Source organism: Streptococcus sanguinis, from assembly GCF_001078705.1.
Taxonomy (GTDB): domain Bacteria; phylum Bacillota; class Bacilli; order Lactobacillales; family Streptococcaceae; genus Streptococcus; species Streptococcus sanguinis_D.
On record NZ_CDMW01000001.1, the window covers coordinates 567,115 to 584,226 of the forward strand.

Sequence of the window (17,112 nt, forward strand, 5' to 3'; positions counted from 1 at the left end):
AAGCGATGGAGAAGCTGTCTATCTAGGAAGCCTCTTCATCACTTTTTTGTCTTTTTCGATATTCCAGTCCCCAGCCGATGATCCAGCAGAAGACGAGCAGGTAATTTTCAATCCAGCCCAGTAGATTGGCTTGATTCGCCTTTTCTAGATAGCCTAGCAGATGGTTGGTTCCAAAGCCCAGCCCACCTAGAATCAGTGCTAGCAGGGTCATACGTAGATAAAACCAATCATACTTTATGTTGGCGGCAATGACTAAAGGCAGAATAGCCAGATTCCAGAAACCAATTTCCCGCTGCCAGTAGGGAGCTAGACCATAGATGGACTCATTGCCCAAGAGCTGGGGCTGGAAAATCTGGATTATAGCCGCGCCCAGCATAGCTAAGATCAGTAAAATGAAAGTCACTCGTAAAAATTTATTCATACCTGTCTCCTTTCTTCTTTGTAGATTATAATGCTTTTGAAAATGATTTTCAAGTTTTCATTTTTTACAAAAGAAATCTCTGATAAAATATTTTACAGCCAAGTCCTATCTTTTTAGGTGCTTTTGTGGTATACTAGATTAGTTGCAGAAATACAGTTTTTCTATTCAGTGGGAACTAGCGACCGAGTCGGCGCTTTTTTAGTGTCTGGACTTGAGAGACCATATTTATGAAGAGAAGAGCGAATACTCTCAGAAAATCGAGATTTAGCAAGAGAAAAGCACTTGGTATGTTTCGATAGTTGAGTATCAAAAGCCTTATAAGGTGGCTTCGCACCGCCTTTAGAAAGAAGAAGAACATTGAAATTTAATGAATTACATTTATCTACTGAATTACTAGCAGAGATTGAAAAAGCTGGCTTTGTAGAAGCAAGCCCTATTCAAGAGCAGACGATTCCACTTGCTATGGCAGGTAAGGATGTCATTGGTCAGGCCCAGACTGGGACAGGAAAGACAGCAGCCTTTGGCTTCCCAACTTTGGAGAAGATTGATACAGATAATCCTGCTGTGCAGGCTTTGATTATCGCTCCAACCCGTGAATTGGCTGTGCAGAGTCAGGAAGAGCTTTTCCGTTTTGGCCGCAGCAAGGGTGTCAAGGTGCGTTCTGTCTACGGTGGCTCCAGCATCGAAAAGCAAATCAAGGCCCTCAAATCAGGTGCTCATATCGTCGTAGGCACACCTGGCCGTCTCTTGGACTTGATCAAACGCAAGGCGCTTAAGCTGAATCAGATTGAAACTTTGATTTTGGACGAAGCGGATGAAATGCTTAACATGGGCTTTTTGGAAGACATTGAGTCTATCATTTCACGTGTGCCAGAAGAACGTCAGACCTTGCTTTTTTCAGCGACCATGCCGGATGCCATCAAGCGTATCGGTGTCAAGTTTATGAAAGAGCCAGAGCATGTCAAGATTGCTGCTAAAGAGTTGACGACTGAGCTAGTAGACCAGTATTATATCCGTGTCAAAGAAAATGAAAAATTTGATACCATGACCCGCCTGATGGATGTGGAGCAGCCTGAGCTGTCAATCGTCTTTGGTCGGACCAAGCGCCGGGTGGATGAGCTGACTCGCGGTCTGAAAATCCGCGGTTTCCGAGCAGAGGGTATCCATGGTGATTTGGACCAAGGCAAGCGTCTTCGCGTTCTGCGCGACTTTAAAAACGGCAATCTGGATGTCTTGGTGGCGACAGATGTGGCAGCGCGTGGATTGGACATTTCTGGTGTGACCCATGTCTACAACTACGACATTCCGCAGGATCCAGAAAGCTATGTTCACCGGATTGGTCGGACTGGTCGTGCTGGTAAGTCAGGTCAGTCTATCACTTTCGTAGCGCCAAATGAAATGGGCTATCTGCAGATTATCGAAAATCTGACCAAGAAGCGCATGAAAGGCCTTAAGCCTGCGACTGCAGAAGAAGCTTTCCAAGCTAAGAAAAAAGTTGCTCTTAAGAAGATTGAACGCGATTTTGCTGACGAAAGCATCCGTTCTAACTTTGAGAAATTTGGCAAGGATGCTCGCAAGCTGGCAGCGGAATTCAGCCCAGAAGAGCTGGCTATGTATATCCTCAGCTTGACGGTGCAGGATCCAGATGCCCTTCCTGAAGTAGAAATTGCCCGTGAAAAACCATTGCCATTTAAACCGTCTGGCGGTGGCTTTGGCGGAAAAGGCAAGGGCGGTCGTGGCGGAAATAATAACCGTCGCAGCAATGAAAATCGCCGTGACCGAGGTGGCCGTCGCGATCAATTTAAGAAAGGTCGCAAAGACGAGCGTTTTGATAAAGATAATCGCTACCGCAAGGACCACAAGAAGCCACGCAATACTTCTAGCGAAAAGAAAACTGGCTTTGTCATCCGTAACAAGGGTGATAAATAAAAAGTTAGAACTCTGATATATCAAATATGTATCGGAGTTTTTTTCTTTTGATGAGATATTAATGCTACTATACTCGATAACGCAATTGAGAAATATATCGTTACTGCTAACAGTAAGTTCGATAACTATTCTTTTTATACTTTCTATAGCTTGGACGGAATATTAAAGTATTTTATGATAAAAGGCGCCACAATCTTGTGGCGTTTTTGTGAGAAATCTTATAAGCAAAAAGTACATAAAGTGTAATTTAGTTACTTGGTTATCAAATCAAACAAAATAGTACACGATTTATTAATTATTGTAAACAAACAATTTATAAAAAATATATAATAAGCTATTGACTATATTATATCATAATGATATAATGAATTTACAAACAAAAAGAAACAAGGTGAGGTAATAATGGAGCTTTCTCAATTGTTTGATAAAGAGTTAGTTTTTTGTCTAACTGCAAAAAGTCAAGAAGAGTTATTTTATCAGGTAGCTGACTTACTGGAAGAGAGAAAAATTGTCAAGCCTTCTTATAAAGAGGCTCTGATAAAAAGAGAGCAATCTTTTCCAACTGGATTGGATATGGAGTTTTTAGGCAAAGACTTGCCAAATGTAGCCATTCCCCATACAGACATTGAGCACAACTTAACAGAGAATGTGGTTGTGGTTAAGTTGGAACAGCCTGTGACTTTCCACAATATGATTGCACCTGCACAGACAGTTTCAGTCTCTCTTTTATTCTTTATTATTAACCATTCTAGCTCAAGTCAAACTAACATTTTGGCGCAGCTTATGGACTTTTTTACAAGTGAAGGCAATTTGGCTGAGCTAGCTAAATGTAGCACTGAAGAAGAATTGTTTCACTATATTTCAACAGTCATCAAATAAATTAAATGGAGGTTTTTACCATGATTAAAATTTTAGCAGCCTGTGGAGCTGGTGTAAATTCCAGCCACCAAATCAAAAGTGCCCTTGAGGAAGAGTTGTCAAACCGCGGTTATGATGTTCATTGCGATGCAGTAATGGTCAAGGATGTCAATGAAGATTTAATTCAAGGATACGACATCTTTACACCAATTGCAGCAACAGATTTGGGCTTCACGCCAGAAATTCCTGTTATTGAAGCAGGACCGATTCTCTTCCGTATCCCAGCTATGAGTGCTCCGGTGTATGACAACATTGAAGCAGCCATTAAAGAGCATGGTCTAAGTTAGGTTATAAAAGGTTAAACCAGGAGGTTTTGTTATGAATGCTATTATTGATATAGCGAATAAGTTCTTTGATCCCATTATAAAAATGGGCGGCCCGATAGTCATGCTGATTATCTTGACTGTCTTGGCTCTGTTATTTGGTGTAAAATTTTCCAAAGCTTTGGAGGGTGGTATTAAGCTAGCCATCGCTTTGACGGGTATCGGGGCCATCATCGGTATGCTGAATGGAGCTTTCTCAGCTTCACTTGCAAAATTCGTTGAAAATACAGGCATTCAGCTTAACATCACAGATGTTGGCTGGGCTCCTTTAGCAACGATTACTTGGGGTTCTCCATGGACCTTGTACTTCTTGCTTATCATGCTGATTGTCAATGTCGTTATGCTGGTTATGAAAAAGACCGATACACTGGATGTTGACATCTTTGATATTTGGCACTTGTCCATCACTGGACTACTAATTAAGTGGTATGCGGATAACAATCATGTGAGTCCAACTGTATCACTACTGATTGCGACTGCGGCAGTTGTCCTAGTCGGTGTTTTGAAAATCATCAACTCAGACTTGATGAAGCCAACATTTGATGATCTTTTGAATGCGCCAAGTTCATCTCCGATGACGTCTACTCACATGAACTATATGATGAATCCTGTCATCATGGTTTTGGATAAGATTTTTGATAAATTTTTCCCTTGGTTAGATAAGTATGACTTTGATGCTGCGGCTCTGAATAAAAAGATCGGTTTCTGGGGCTCTAAGTTCTTTATCGGTTTCCTTCTCGGTGTGGTCATTGGTTTTATGGGAACTCCACACCCTGTAGCAGGTGCAGAAGATGCAAACACTTGGCAATTAGTCATTAAAGGTTGGCTGACTCTAGGTTTGACTGCCGGTGTCTGCTTGGAATTGTTCTCATTGATTGGTTCATGGTTCATTGCAGCTGTAGAACCACTTTCACAAGGTATTACAAACGTTGCTACAAAACGTTTGCAAGGACGTAAATTCAATATCGGTTTGGACTGGCCTTTTATCGCTGGTCGTGCAGAAATCTGGGCTTGTGCAAACGTACTTGCACCAATTATGCTGATTGAAGCAGTTCTTCTTTCTAAATTAGGGAATGGTATCCTACCGCTGGCTGGGATCATTGCAATGGGTGTAACTCCAGCGCTCTTGGTAGTTACACGTGGCAAACTTTTACGTATGATTGTGTTTGGAAGTCTTTTGCTTCCGCTCTTCCTGTTGTCAGGGACTCTGATTGCACCATTCGCAACAGAACTTGCTAAAGGTGTTGGTGCCTTCCCTGAAGGAGTCAGCAAATCGCAATTAATCACTCACTCTACGCTTGAAGGGCCGATTGAGAAGCTGCTAGGCTGGACTATCGGTAATACTACAACTGGTGATATCAAAGCAATCATCGGTGCAGTTATCTTCTTGGGAGCTTATGTAGGAATCTTTGCTTGGTATAGAAAACAAATGATCAAACGTAACGAAGCCTACGCTGCAAAGGAAAAATAAAAGCTTGTGGCTAGAATAAAATATAAAGTAAGCCATAAAAACAAATAGTCAAGCGAAGAAAACTAGGCTGATATAGATAAAGTCTAGTTTTCTTGTTGTAGAACAGATTAAATGGTACTAATTAACTAATTTAAAGGTTTAAATTCAACATATCAGCTATTTAAAATAAAAAAATTCACAAATCTTTGTTTATATGCTGGAACTGTTGTATAATAAGGTGAAGGTGAGTCTGTAAGAAATTCAGGAGCAAAAGGAGAATGTAAAATGAAAGAAAGTAGACATAGAATCATTCTGCAAGAACTGGATCAAACAGGTGTGGTTGCTGTTAAAAACCTCAAAGAAATGCTGGGCGTCACGGATATGACCATCCGTCGGGATTTGATTGATTTGGAGAAGCAGGGCATGCTGACCCGTGTTCATGGCGGAGCCCATAAGAAGGTCAAAAATGCTCTCAACGAGATTTCCCACTCAGAAAAGCAAATGCTGAATGTTGAGGAGAAGAAGCAGATTGCCCGTAAATGTGCGGATTTGATTGCTGACGGGGATACGGTCTTTATTGGGTCAGGCACCACAACGGATTTTATCGGAGACTATTTGGATGGCAAGAATATCAGCATTGTCACTAATTCGCTGCCAATTTTTGAAAAGTTAAAAGAAAGAGCCAATTTAGATTTAATTCTGATTGGAGGCCGCTATCGGGCTAAGACGCAAACCTTTGTCGGTCAGTTTGCTAATAATCTTTTGAAAGAAATCAAGGTTTCTAAGGCCTTTATTGGGGCGAATGGCATTGACGGTCATAATGTTACCACCAGCAATGAAGAGGAAGGCAACGGCGACGCGATTATCCTTAACAATGCCATCAGCAAATACATTGTAGCTGATAACAGCAAGTTTGACAGTTATTCTTTCTATTCTTTTTACCGGCTGGACAACCTCAGTGCAGTTGTGACGGACGATAATATCGCTCCGAAAGTCAAGGAAAAATACAGCACCTATGTTGAAATTCTGTGATATCTGACCGATGAGAAAAACTTGCTTCAAATAAATATTTTATAGAGGCTGTGACTGGGATGTTGTCTAGAAATGCTAGTCTCAGCTTTTTTATATCTTGGTCGATTTTTGTAAACAACAGTCTTGACTTTGCTGTGGAATTCCTTATATAATAAAATGTATTATTAAATTTTAGGAGGTCTTATGACAATCATTATAGTGATTTTTGCGGCAGTGTCGCTTTTTCGTTTGGTGTTTTTGAGGAAATCCTCTCAAAATGAGCAAGATATTCTGGCTAAAGGTGGCATGGAGTATGGAGTGAAAAATTCAACTATCATGAAGTATCTGCACATGCTATTTTATGCAACCTGTCTGCTGGAGCTGCTGCTCAGAAAGCCGACTTTTGATTTATTGAGCTTGCTGGGAGCTGTTTTGCTACTATTTTCTATGTTTATGCTCTACCTTGTTGCCAAGCTTTTGGGACCAGTTTGGACCATCAAGCTCATGCTGGTTAAGGATCATAAATTTGTTGACCACTGGCTCTTTCGCAATGTCAAACATCCTAATTATTTCCTGAATGTTGTTCCAGAATTGGTGGGTTTGGCCCTGCTCAGTCATGCTTACTTTTCTCTGTTCATCCTATTCCCGCTTTACTGTATCACACTCTATGTCCGTATCAAGGAAGAAGAGCAGTTACTCAAGGAAGTTATCATTCCAAATGGGATTGTTGGCGAATAAAGTTTATAAAATTCATATCGATTGCAAAAGAAAGTCTAGGATCTTTATGTCCTAGACTTTTCTTGCATGAATTTTCGTATTTCATCAGCCATTTGCTGGGGTTGGCTCGCTTCAAAAAGTAAACTATTTTCTTCAGGCTGGTGGGCAGTTTGGCTGAAAGCCAAAACTGGCTTACCCTTGCTGATAGCCCTTTGGACAATTTGGTCTACCTCTCCCCAGTGATTGATATCCAAGTAAATATCCGCCCTATCAAGCAAATCTTCTATAAAGTCATCCTGGTGAATATTGGTGTAGAGGTTGATATTGGGATAGTCCTTAAAGCTGGCCAAGTAAGGAGAAATACTGGTCTTAGCAGCTATGTGAAATTCCAAGTCTGGCAGATTTTCTGCTAAATAGGCCAGCTGTTCCAAGGTATCAGAAGCTGTCAGAGTAAAGGCATGGAAATTGCCCTGTGGACGCTCCTTGATGATAAGCTCTTCCTTGCTCATAGCGATAGAGTTGCTGGGAATATCCTGGAAAATCAAGCTGTTGGCTCCAATGATGACATTATCACCAATGGTCACACCTTTGAGAATCACAGTATTGGCCCCAATCCAGCAGTTAGCTCCAATCTTGACTGGCGCAACACTATAATCAATCTTTTCAATATGGTAATTAGAATACTGATGATTATGGTCAAAAATGCGAACTCCATCGCCAAACATGGTGTCTTTCCCGATTTCGATAGAGTGCTGACAGCGGACAGTGCAGTGATCGTTAAAGAAAACTCGGGTTCCTAGCTTGAGTTGTGCCCCGCTTGCTACATAGAGACTGGTGAAAGATTGGAAGATGACATCTTGATCGATATCAAGCTGGCTGTCTGGGGACATTTCGATATGATGAAAGTCGCCTTTAAACTGGATTTCAGGCATGTTGAGTCCTTTCTTTGATGTAAGCCAGTTTGGCTTGTCTAGTTTTCTTTTTAAAGAGTGCTTCAGCCGACATGGCAGCTGGTTTATTAGGGTGTTCTTCTTGGTAAAGTAAGGCGACAGGCAACCGAGCGCGGGTGTACTTGGCTCCTTTGCCAGCTTGATGCTTTTTAAGTCGGGCTTGAACATCTGTTGTGTAGCCGGTATAGAGGGAGCCGTCCCCGCATTCAAGTACATACATATAGGCTTTATTTTCCATAGTAGATCTCGTGAATCTCTGGAGTGTAGGTGCCGTCCTGATTGTGAATAAAGAGAGGAGGCAGAATTTTGAGTCCGTCGCGCGAACCATCTTTAATCGCTTCGATAAGCAGCATATTGGCCTCTTTACCCAGCTTTGGATAGACAAACTGGATGCGCTTGGGAGCCAGGTTGTGGGCTTGCATGGTATCTAAAATATCCAAAAAGCGCTCTGGTCGATGAACCATGGCCAACCGACCATTGGATTTGAGGACTCGTTGGGCAATCTTGCAAATTTCTTCCAGATTGGTTGAGATTTCGTGGCGGGCTAAAAGGTAGTGCTGGCTTTCGTTTAGATTGGATTGCTTATCAACCTTGAAATATGGAGGATTGCAGAGAATCATATCAACCTTGCTGCCAGTGATATAGCGTCCTAGGTTTTTCAGATCGTCCTGAATAACCTGCATTTGCTGGGTTAAATCATTGAGCTCAATGGAGCGCTCGGCCATGTCAGCCAAACGTTCCTGGATCTCGACTGCTAGAATCTTGGCCTTGGTGCGAGTGCTGGCAAAAAGTCCAACAGCGCCATTTCCAGCACAGAGATCGACGATTAGACCCCGCTGGGGTAGCTTGGGAAAGCGGGAAAGCAGCACGCTGTCTACCGAATAGCTGAAGACCTCACTGTTTTGGATAATCTTGACATCCGTTGAAAAGAGCTGGTTGACTCGTTCTCCGTCTTTTAGTTTTGCTTCGTTCATAAGTCAATTATAGCATGATTTAGGAAGGATTCCAAAGGGATATGGGAAGTTTTTGCACAATCAAAAAAACATGCGAGGGCTCTCGCATGTTTCCATGAGCTTTAATGATAATTCTTTTTTAGCTAGCCCTTAATCAAATCTGTATTTCTGCTTGATGGTGCAGGCAACAAAGACAAGTCCGAAAACAACCATGAGAATCAGATAGACTGGCAAAGTTGCGGCTGTCAGCGTTGCAATTTCCAAAAGGTGCTGCAGGACAAAGGCTGATAGATAAAAGCCAAAGACAGAAAAGATAATGAGCAGGCTGCGCCAGAGGTTGAGTGGCAGACAGGCCCTAATGACGGACAGGAAGCTGATGCTGCCTAGCAAGTAGTAGGTCAAGGTTGCCATTTCTATATCGCTCCAGCCATGACTGCTGCCCCAGATGCGGACAAATAGCACGCTGAAGACAATCATGAGGGAGCTTGGCAGAGCCAGCTGCAGGGAGCGTTTGAGGAAGTGCTTTTCAACCGGCTTAATATTGCGCTCAAAGGTGAGGACAAAGGGTGGGAAACCTTCGACAAACTGGTCAATCAAGGTGATTTGAATCGGGATGAATGGGAAAATCAAGAGGTATTCAGATTTTCCTAGCAGGATACTGGCGATACAGATGATAGCCAGGATGAAAGAATAGATGGTCTTGATAAAGAAAATCGGAGCAATCCGGCCGATATTGTTAACGACCCGGCGGCCTTCAAAAAGAATCTCAGGGACATCGTTAAAGTCGGAGTTAAGAAGGACCAAGTTGGCAATTTGCCGAGTTGCGGGGTCGCCCTCCGCCATGACGATGGAGCAGTCAGCTTCACGTAAGGCCAAGATATCATTAACCCCATCTCCGGTCATAGCTGTTGTCCGACCAGCGGCTTTAAGAGTCTGGATGAGCAGCTTCTTCTGATGAGGAGAAACACGGCCAAAGATGGCTGTTTCTTCTGCTTGCTCAACCAGATCTTGATCGTTGATTTTAGAGCAGTCGATGTAGCTGTCGTAGTTGGCAAATCCAGCCTGGCTCGCGATATGGGAAACGGTCACAGGATTGTCACCAGAGATGATTTTCAGATCAACATCCTGAGAGCGCAGGTAGTCCAGTGTCTCGGCTGCTCCCTCCCGAATAGGGTCAGTGATTTCCAGAACAGCCAGAGCGGTCATATCTTCAGGCAGTTGGATACTGTGTTTGTCTAGCACTTGGTCGCTGTGAGCCAGTACCAAAACCCGCGATCCACGTTTTTGGGCCTCTCCAACAGCTGCAGGATTACTGTCCAGCAGCATTTCAGGCGCTCCTAGAAAGATAGTTCCGACACTGGATAAATGCATTGCGCCCCATTTTCGGTCACTAGAAAATGGGATGACATTGTCGCTAGTATAGGTGTGCTCCAGGTGGCCGTATCCCTTGCGGATAGCCTGAGCTGTTGGGTTATTATCCTCGCTGGTTTGGATGTAGGCTGCTAAGATTTGACCGACTGTCTCATCAGAAAACTTATCTGACAGGCTATGCAAGGCTTCAACGGTCATCTTACCTTGGGTAATTGTACCGGTCTTGTCCAGGCAGAGAGTATCCACTCGAGCCAGAGTTTCAACTGAATACATTTCCTGAACAAGAACCTTGCGCATGCCTAGCTTGATGACAGCTGTCAGGAGTGACGTAACTGTCAGCAGGGCGATTCCCTTAGGTAGCATACCCAAAAGAGCTGTCGAGCTGGTAATGACAGAGTTCTTGACAGGCAGTCCCTTTATCATCAGGGCTTCAAAGAAGAGAGCCAATCCGAAAGGAATGATGATTTTTCCGGTAAAACGGGAAATTTTCGCAAGATTGTATAGAATGCGCGAGTTGATAGGCTTGAGTGTTTTAGCCTCAGTCATGAGCTTGTTGGCATAGTTATCTGCGCCGACATGGTGCACCTCAGCATAAATCTGCCCACTGGCCAGAAAGCTACCAGACAGCAGCTCGGCGCCTTCTTCCTTGAGAACCAAGTCACTTTCCCCTGTCAGCATGGCTTCATTGGCTTCGGCAACACCCTCTACCACACGGGCGTCACTGGGAATTTGCTCGCCGGCTGACAGCTTGATCAGATCGCCCAGTACAATTTCTTCTGGCTGAATCTTGACTTCCAGTCCGTCACGGATGACTGTGACCAGCTCTCGGCTGACAAGATTGAGCTTGTCAATCATGCGTTTGGCTCGCAGTTCCGTAATAATACCAGTGACAGCGTTAAAGCTGATAACAGCAAAGAAGACCAGATTGCTCCAGGCTTGGACAGAGACCAAGGCTACAGCAATAACAAAGTTAAGGGCATTAAAAAGGGTGAAAACATTCCGCTTAACGATTTGCCAGTTACTAGTACTGGTGTCACTTGTAAAATCGTTGGTCAAGCCCTGCGAAATCTTTTCATCTACTTGGGTTTGGTTTAAACCGATTAATTCTTTCTTGTTCATGAGATTAATGATACCATTTTTTTGTGGAAATGGCTATCAGAATCAGCTGTTACAGCCAAAGTTTGGAAAAATATTGCAGACTATAAGGGTATAGGGTATAATGGGAAAGGATGTAATAAATTTCAAGTACAATCACAGTTTGAAATAAGGAGAGTTTATGTTTTATACCTATTTGCGAGGTTTAGTGATTTTTATCCTGTGGACCTTGAACGGAAATGCGCATTATCACAATAAAGAAAAGATTCCTTCAAAAGATGAAAATTATATCTTGGTGGCCCCTCACCGGACATGGTGGGATCCAGTTTACATGGCTTTTGCGACCAAGCCCAAGCAGTTCATTTTTATGGCCAAGAAACAGCTCTTTGAAAATCGCGTGTTCGGCTGGTGGATTCGCATGTGTGGTGCCTTTCCTATCGACCGGGAAAATCCTGGTCCGTCAGCTATCAAATATCCTGTCAATATGCTGAAAAAGAGCAATCGTTCCCTGATTATGTTCCCAAGCGGCAGTCGCCATTCTACGGATGTCAAGGGAGGAGTAGCAGTGATTGCTAAGATGGCTAAGGTCCGTATCATGCCAGTAGTCTATGCTGGTCCCATGAGCCTCAAAGGCTTGGCAGCTGGGGAGCGCGTGGATATGAATTTTGGTAATCCCATTGATATTTCAGACATTAAGAAGATGAATGATGAGGGAGTTGAGGAAGTGGCCCGCCGTGTTCATGCGGAATTTGACCGTCTGGATGCTGAAGTAGCACCTTACCAGACACAAAAGAAAGGCAATATTTTCTTACGGATTTTACGTGCCTTTGTCTTTATTCCTGCTATTTTGATTGGAATTTTGACCATCATTTTCAGCTTTTTTGCTAGCTTTGTCTGGGATCCGGATAAGCACAGAAAATAAGATACTAATCAGCTTGCTGAGCAATCTTGCTTGGGAGCTGATTTTTGTATGTGAGTGAGTTATAATGTAGGTATGTTTTATAAGGAGGATACTATGTCTCTTGCTTTTTTATCTTTTGTAACCTTATCGCTTTTCATGCTGCACGAGTTTGATGAGATTATCCTGGTTCGGCCTTGGATTTCTCAGAATCAAGACCATCAAGACTATCAAAAGGAGATGTTCATTGCCAGAAGAGGAAGTTATCTTTCTGCTGAAAGCATTGCTCTGATGATTGCGGAGGAATTTCTACTGGCTTTTATTCTCTTACTGCTTGCGATTCTATTTCGCATTCCCGAGCTAGCTTTGGCTATTGGCTTCTGTCATACTCTCCATCTGTTGGCCCATATCATGCAAGTATTTCGCTTTCGTCGCTGGGTACCGGGCGGCTTCACAGCATTGACAACTTTTCCTATGTTCATCTTAGTCTTGGTCCTTTATCTGAGTCAGCATTCAGTTTCTTGGCCGCTGCTTCTGATTCTAAGCGCGCTTGTGATGGCTTTTCTTTTGGCAAATCTGGCTTTTTTACATAGCAGAGCTCATAAGTTAGAAGCTTGGATATACAGGATAAGCAAAGCAAATTGATTTTACAGCTCCTATTTTCATCAATGCCCCTTCTATCTATACGACTACTTGCAAAATAAAGATTTTAAAATATGACAAGCTGAAAATATTCTCGGCTTGTTTTATTTTTTTGAATGTTTTACGAATAAAAAGACAAAGGAGAAAAATATGCTTGAAGAAATCATTGAGAAGCTTAAAGAATACAAGCTCTTTGTTGGTCTGGCAGTAATTGGCGCTATGCTAGGTGGCTTTTTCCTTATCAAAGGAAATCACCAGCCGCAAAATCAGGTAGCAGCCTTGAGCCAAGAAATAATTTCCTCATCCAGCTCAGCTGATGAAGAGATCGAAAAGATTGCCTCTAAGGATAAGGCGGACGAAGAGGAGAGTGAGCAAGTCACTGTGGATATTAAAGGCGCAGTTAAGAATCCTGGTGTCTATGAGCTGAGAGCGGGAGCGAGAGTCCATGAAGCTATCCAAAAAGCTGGCGGATTGACAGCAGACGCCGAAGCTAAGTCAATCAATCAGGCGCAAAAATTAACGGATGAAGCAGTAGTCTATGTGGCAAAGATTGGTGAAGAAGGAGCCGATGTCACACAGGGGGGCCAGCATCAAGCAGGAGCTTCTGATTCTGCTGGTGCCAGTGCTGGAAAGTCGGACAAGCTCAATCTAAATACGGCGACAGAGGCTGAACTGCAGACTATTTCAGGCATCGGACAGAAGCGGGCTTCTGACATCATCGCCTACCGCGAAAGCAGTGGCCGCTTTAAGTCAGTAGATGATCTGAAAAAGGTGTCAGGTATTGGAGATAAGACCTTAGAAAAGCTGAAAGAATATGTCACAGTGGATTAAAAAGCTACCTATCGCCCCAATCTATCTGGCTTTCATCCTTGTATGGGCCTATTTTGCAGTCTATTGTGGCAGTTCCTTGGCTTATTTTGGGTTGGGTGTCCTTCTACTTCGTCTCTTTTTCAGCTATCCTCTCAAGAAAAGTCTAGCTGCTTTGGCATTCCTGTCCCTTTTTGCCCTCTTTTTCTTGCTTCGTCGGGAAATAGCAGAGCAGGCCTTTAGGCAGGAACCTCCTTCAGCTAGCTCGGTTCAGGTCTTGCCGGATACGATCAAAGTCAATGGAGATTCCCTATCCTTTCGAGGGCAAACGGACGGTCGGCTTTATCAAGTCTTCTACAAGATCAAATCAGCCAGTGAAAAGGAAGCTTTTCAGCAACTGACAGATTTGGTCGTCCTTGATATTGAAGCAGAGTTTGAACAGGCCCAGCAGCAACGAAATTTTTCGGGCTTTAACTATCAGGCTTATTTAAAGAGTCAGGGGATTTATCGTACCTTAAAAATCAATAAGATTCAGTCACTAAGACCAATTTCCAGCCTTAATCCACTCGATTGGCTGTCTGTCTTGCGCAGAAAAGCGCTGGTCTATATTAGAAATAATTTTCCTAGTCCGATGAGCCATTACATGACTGGACTCTTATTTGGTGACTTGGATACGGAGTTTGCGGAAATGAGTGACCTCTATTCTAGCTTGGGTATCATCCATTTGTTTGCCTTGTCTGGTATGCAGGTAGGATTCTTTTTGGACGGTTTTCGCAAAATTCTTCTACGTTTGGGGATGAAGAGGGAGACAGTAAACGCCTTGCAGCTGCCTTTTTCATTTATCTATGCTGGACTGACGGGCTTTTCTGTTTCTGTCGTCAGAAGCTTAGTTCAGAAGTTGTTGGCCCAGCAAGGACTGACCAGATTAGATAATTTTGCTCTGACACTGATGCTTCTCTTTATCCTCATGCCCAATTTCCTTCTGACAGCAGGCGGTGTCTTGTCCTGTGCCTATGCCTTTTTGATTTCTATGATGGATTTTGAAAAGTTGCCACCGATTCGGAAACTTTTAGCGGAAAGTCTGACTATTTCATTGGGGATTTTGCCTATACTAATCTACTATTTTGCAGAATTTCAGCCTTGGTCCGTGCTTTTAACTTTTCTATTTTCACTACTCTTTGACCTGCTAATGCTGCCAGGGTTAACCCTCATTTTTATTTTGTCACCACTTTTAAAAATCACTCAAGTCAATTTTTTCTTTGAATTGCTAGAAGATGTGATTCGTTGGGTAGCTGATTTTGCTCCGCGTCCTTTGATTTTTGGGAAGCCCAACCTCTGGCTACTTGTTGCCCTCCTTTTAGTTTTGGCTTTAATCTATGACTTTCGAAGAAAGAAAAGCTGGCTTTTGTCTTTTAGTTTCCTAGCTCTTCTCTTATTTTTCCTAACAAAGCATCCGCTGCAAAATGAGATTACAGTGGTGGATATTGGTCAAGGTGATAGCATTTTTCTCAGAGACTGGCAGGGCAGAACGATTTTGATTGATGTTGGAGGACGAGTCGAGATAGGAAAGAAGGAGGCTTGGCAGGAGCGACAGACTTCATCCAATGCAGAAAAGACCTTGATTCCCTATCTCAAAAGTCGTGGAGTTGCTAGTCTGGATGTATTGGTCCTGACTCATACCGATACCGACCACATGGGTGATATGCTGGAGGTGGCTAAGCATTTTTCCATCAAGGAAATCTATGTTTCCAAAGGAAGTCTGACTCAGCCTGATTTTGTTCAAAAACTGGAGCAGATAGAAACTTCTGTCCATGCCGTAGAAGTGGGCGATGAGATTCCGGTATTTGACTCGGCTTTGCAGGTTCTCTATCCTAGTGGGACAGGCGACGGTGGAAATGATGATTCGATTGTACTCTATGGGGAGTTCTTTCAGACAAAATTTTTGTTTACAGGTGATTTGGAAAGGCAAGGAGAAACTGAACTGCTGCAGCGATTTCCTCAGCTGAAAGCAGATGTCTTAAAAGCAGGGCATCATGGCTCCAAAGGCTCTTCCAGTCCAGAGTTTTTAGAGCAAATTCAGCCGAAACTAGCCTTGATATCAGCTGGCCAGAATAATCGTTATCGACATCCGCATCAGGAAACTTTGCAAAGATTTGAGAAGTTTAATACAGCCATCTATCGAACTGACCAGCAGGGGGCCATTCGGTTGACTGGTTGGAATTCTTGGAGGATTGAAACGGTTCGTTGATGTCTGCGCTAAAGATACCAACTGATACTTTGTTCTCATGTCCATTTAGCTTTAGTCAGGAAGTCATATTGATTTATTTATGCATTTGTGATAAGATAATGGGTATAAAAAAATTATAGAGGAGAATTCTATGTTTGCTGCATATAAAAAATTCTGGACACGCTATGCCGATTTTTCAGGCCGTTCCAGTCGTTCAGACTACTGGTGGGTAGTATTGTGTCATGTTATTGTTACTGCACCGCTAGTTATCATTTTTTGGGTATCTGCTGTGGGAAGTATTCTTTCAGCAGCTCAAGATGCAAATTATGGATACGAGCCTGATCCATCGCCCTATCTAGCTGGAGCAGGATTTGGTGTTATTTTCTTATTTATCGTGCTAATTTATGGACTGGCTGTCCTTGTGCCTAATTTGGCAATCACTGTTCGCCGTCTGCGAGATGCGGGCTATCATTGGGCTTTCCTATTTTTGGGTATTGGTCCGTCGATTGCCATGTTTATTCCAGTTCTAAATATCATTGCAGCTCTTGTATCTTTTCCATGTAGTGTTGCTTTGATTGTTTTGCTTTGCCAAGGTTCTAAGCCTGAGTTGGCTAACAATTCATACGGTCAGCAAAACTTCCAAGGTCAGCAGTTTGGTCAACAGTCTTACAATCAAGGCTTGAACTATGAAAAGCAACCACAACAAGGCAGTTTCCAAGGCCAACAGTTTGGCCAACAATCGCAGCAAGGTGGTTTCCAAGGCCAACAGTTTGGTCAATCACAACAACCAGTTCAAAATCAACCATTTAGCCAACAACCGCAACAAGGTGGTTTCCAAGGTCAGCAATTTGGTCAACAGCCACAGCAACCTGTCCAAAACCAACCATTTGGTCAACAACCGCAACAACCAGTTCAAAATCAACAGTTTGGCCAACAGCCGCAACAAGGTGGTTTCCAAGATCAGCAGTTTGGTCAACAGCCACAACAACCTGTTTCTGATCAAAGCCAGGCAGTGGAGCAAGCAGAACCAGTTCAAAATCCATTTACCGCTGAAACACCTGAGCAGTCAACACCTCAAGATTTTGGAACTCAGGCACCTGTTGAGGATAATCCTTTTGTTTCACCAATTCAAGAGGAGCAACCTTCTACACCAGTTGAAAACAGTGTAGATGATGCAACTGAAAACCAAGAATAAATAAAGAAAGAGTTGGAATTTTTCCAGCTCTTTTTGCTATGTGGCTCGCAGAAAAGTTTTAACAGAACGAGGCATTGATTGCTTTTCATAACAAAGAAAAATGAAGTCACTAACAGTTTATATAGCGGATATACTCAAAAATTAGATTTTGTTTGCAAAGAAAATAACAGACTTTCCGACTCTTTTTTGTTACAATCAATACATG

16 protein-coding genes and 1 pseudogene are annotated in these 17,112 nt (G+C 42.9%); 12 read left to right on the forward strand and 5 right to left on the reverse strand.

Annotation, left to right across the window (positions count from 1 at the left end):
• Positions 1–22: 22 nt before the first annotated feature.
• Complete coding sequence (locus SSV_RS03040) at positions 23–421, reverse strand: hypothetical protein (protein WP_072073638.1); 399 nt, start codon at positions 419–421, stop codon at positions 23–25.
• A 357-nt stretch (positions 422–778) separates the two neighbouring features.
• Here SSV_RS03040 and SSV_RS03055 point away from each other — a divergent pair, with 357 nt between their 5' ends.
• The 7 genes and pseudogenes from SSV_RS03055 (at position 779) to SSV_RS03085 (ending at position 6,790) form a co-directional block, all read left to right on the forward strand.
• On the forward strand, positions 779–2,350 hold the full coding sequence (locus tag SSV_RS03055) for a degradosome RNA helicase CshA (protein WP_072073640.1): 1,572 nt from the start codon (positions 779–781) through the stop codon (positions 2,348–2,350).
• Positions 2,351–2,410: 60 nt separating this feature from the next.
• Positions 2,411–2,512 (forward strand): annotated as a pseudogene (locus tag SSV_RS12170) (DeoR/GlpR family DNA-binding transcription regulator); the annotation flags it as partial.
• 240 nt (positions 2,513–2,752) lie between these two features.
• A complete protein-coding gene (locus SSV_RS03065; RefSeq protein WP_072073641.1) occupies positions 2,753–3,229 on the forward strand; it encodes a PTS sugar transporter subunit IIA in 477 nt (158 codons plus the stop codon).
• A gap of 20 nt (positions 3,230–3,249) precedes the next feature.
• Positions 3,250–3,555: a PTS sugar transporter subunit IIB gene (locus SSV_RS03070; RefSeq protein ID WP_009659841.1), complete on the forward strand. Its 306-nt coding sequence runs from the start codon at positions 3,250–3,252 to the stop codon at positions 3,553–3,555.
• A 31-nt stretch (positions 3,556–3,586) separates the two neighbouring features.
• Positions 3,587–5,062 carry a PTS galactitol transporter subunit IIC gene (locus tag SSV_RS03075; protein ID WP_072073642.1) on the forward strand — a complete coding sequence of 492 codons (1,476 nt, stop codon included), beginning with the start codon at positions 3,587–3,589 and terminating at the stop codon, positions 5,060–5,062.
• Positions 5,063–5,326: 264 nt separating this feature from the next.
• Positions 5,327–6,073, forward strand: coding sequence for a DeoR/GlpR family DNA-binding transcription regulator (locus SSV_RS03080; protein ID WP_002897983.1), 747 nt, complete (start codon positions 5,327–5,329; stop codon positions 6,071–6,073).
• A 183-nt stretch (positions 6,074–6,256) separates the two neighbouring features.
• Positions 6,257–6,790 carry an isoprenylcysteine carboxyl methyltransferase family protein gene (locus tag SSV_RS03085; RefSeq protein ID WP_072073643.1) on the forward strand — a complete coding sequence of 178 codons (534 nt, stop codon included), beginning with the start codon at positions 6,257–6,259 and terminating at the stop codon, positions 6,788–6,790.
• Positions 6,791–6,834: 44 nt separating this feature from the next.
• On the opposite strand, the gene SSV_RS03090 is transcribed toward SSV_RS03085, so the two are convergent.
• From SSV_RS03090 to SSV_RS03105, 4 genes are all read right to left on the reverse strand, one after another.
• Positions 6,835–7,701, reverse strand: coding sequence for a DapH/DapD/GlmU-related protein (locus SSV_RS03090; RefSeq protein ID WP_072073644.1), 867 nt, complete (start codon positions 7,699–7,701; stop codon positions 6,835–6,837).
• On the reverse strand, positions 7,694–7,957 hold the full coding sequence (locus tag SSV_RS03095; RefSeq protein ID WP_072073645.1) for a GIY-YIG nuclease family protein: 264 nt from the start codon (positions 7,955–7,957) through the stop codon (positions 7,694–7,696). Before SSV_RS03095 ends, SSV_RS03090 begins: the two co-directional genes overlap by 8 nt.
• Positions 7,947–8,693 carry a tRNA1(Val) (adenine(37)-N6)-methyltransferase gene (locus SSV_RS03100; RefSeq protein WP_072073646.1) on the reverse strand — a complete coding sequence of 249 codons (747 nt, stop codon included), beginning with the start codon at positions 8,691–8,693 and terminating at the stop codon, positions 7,947–7,949. Before SSV_RS03100 ends, SSV_RS03095 begins: the two co-directional genes overlap by 11 nt.
• A 129-nt stretch (positions 8,694–8,822) precedes the next feature.
• Entirely contained in the window at positions 8,823–11,162 is a 2,340-nt protein-coding gene (locus tag SSV_RS03105) for a cation-translocating P-type ATPase (RefSeq protein ID WP_072073647.1), read from the reverse strand.
• 157 nt (positions 11,163–11,319) lie between these two features.
• On the opposite strand from SSV_RS03105, the gene SSV_RS03110 reads away from it, so the two are divergent.
• From SSV_RS03110 to SSV_RS03130, 5 genes are all read left to right on the forward strand, one after another.
• Positions 11,320–12,060, forward strand: coding sequence for a lysophospholipid acyltransferase family protein (locus SSV_RS03110; protein ID WP_002900842.1), 741 nt, complete (start codon positions 11,320–11,322; stop codon positions 12,058–12,060).
• 72 nt (positions 12,061–12,132) lie between these two features.
• Positions 12,133–12,681 carry an HXXEE domain-containing protein gene (locus SSV_RS03115; RefSeq protein WP_176693540.1) on the forward strand — a complete coding sequence of 183 codons (549 nt, stop codon included), beginning with the start codon at positions 12,133–12,135 and terminating at the stop codon, positions 12,679–12,681.
• A 147-nt stretch (positions 12,682–12,828) separates the two neighbouring features.
• Complete coding sequence (locus SSV_RS03120; protein ID WP_072073649.1) at positions 12,829–13,509, forward strand: helix-hairpin-helix domain-containing protein; 681 nt, start codon at positions 12,829–12,831, stop codon at positions 13,507–13,509.
• Positions 13,493–15,733, forward strand: a complete 2,241-nt coding sequence (locus SSV_RS03125; RefSeq protein ID WP_072073650.1) for a DNA internalization-related competence protein ComEC/Rec2 — start codon at positions 13,493–13,495, stop codon at positions 15,731–15,733. The genes SSV_RS03120 and SSV_RS03125 overlap by 17 nt, the downstream gene beginning before the upstream one ends.
• Positions 15,734–15,863: 130 nt before the next feature.
• Entirely contained in the window at positions 15,864–16,907 is a 1,044-nt protein-coding gene (locus SSV_RS03130) for a DUF805 domain-containing protein (protein WP_072073651.1), read from the forward strand.
• Positions 16,908–17,112: the final 205 nt, after the last annotated feature.

Bases quoted from the DNA above. Each gene is read 5' to 3' on its own strand.
- SSV_RS03085 (WP_072073643.1), top strand. From the start codon at position 6,257: ATGACAATCATTATAGTGATTTTTGCGGCAGTGTCGCTTTTTCGTTTG.
- SSV_RS03125 (WP_072073650.1), top strand. From the start codon at position 13,493: ATGTCACAGTGGATTAAAAAGCTACCTATCGCCCCAATCTATCTGGCT.
- SSV_RS03110 (WP_002900842.1), top strand. From the start codon at position 11,320: ATGTTTTATACCTATTTGCGAGGTTTAGTGATTTTTATCCTGTGGACC.
- SSV_RS03130 (WP_072073651.1), top strand. From the start codon at position 15,864: ATGTTTGCTGCATATAAAAAATTCTGGACACGCTATGCCGATTTTTCA.
- SSV_RS03100 (WP_072073646.1), bottom strand. From the start codon at position 8,693: ATGAACGAAGCAAAACTAAAAGACGGAGAACGAGTCAACCAGCTCTTT.
- SSV_RS03115 (WP_176693540.1), top strand. From the start codon at position 12,133: ATGTTTTATAAGGAGGATACTATGTCTCTTGCTTTTTTATCTTTTGTA.
- SSV_RS03070 (WP_009659841.1), top strand. From the start codon at position 3,250: ATGATTAAAATTTTAGCAGCCTGTGGAGCTGGTGTAAATTCCAGCCAC.
- SSV_RS03065 (WP_072073641.1), top strand. From the start codon at position 2,753: ATGGAGCTTTCTCAATTGTTTGATAAAGAGTTAGTTTTTTGTCTAACT.
- SSV_RS03090 (WP_072073644.1), bottom strand. From the start codon at position 7,701: ATGCCTGAAATCCAGTTTAAAGGCGACTTTCATCATATCGAAATGTCC.
- SSV_RS03120 (WP_072073649.1), top strand. From the start codon at position 12,829: ATGCTTGAAGAAATCATTGAGAAGCTTAAAGAATACAAGCTCTTTGTT.
- SSV_RS03080 (WP_002897983.1), top strand. From the start codon at position 5,327: ATGAAAGAAAGTAGACATAGAATCATTCTGCAAGAACTGGATCAAACA.
- SSV_RS03075 (WP_072073642.1), top strand. From the start codon at position 3,587: ATGAATGCTATTATTGATATAGCGAATAAGTTCTTTGATCCCATTATA.
- SSV_RS03105 (WP_072073647.1), bottom strand. From the start codon at position 11,162: ATGAACAAGAAAGAATTAATCGGTTTAAACCAAACCCAAGTAGATGAA.
- SSV_RS03095 (WP_072073645.1), bottom strand. From the start codon at position 7,957: ATGGAAAATAAAGCCTATATGTATGTACTTGAATGCGGGGACGGCTCC.
- SSV_RS03040 (WP_072073638.1), bottom strand. From the start codon at position 421: ATGAATAAATTTTTACGAGTGACTTTCATTTTACTGATCTTAGCTATG.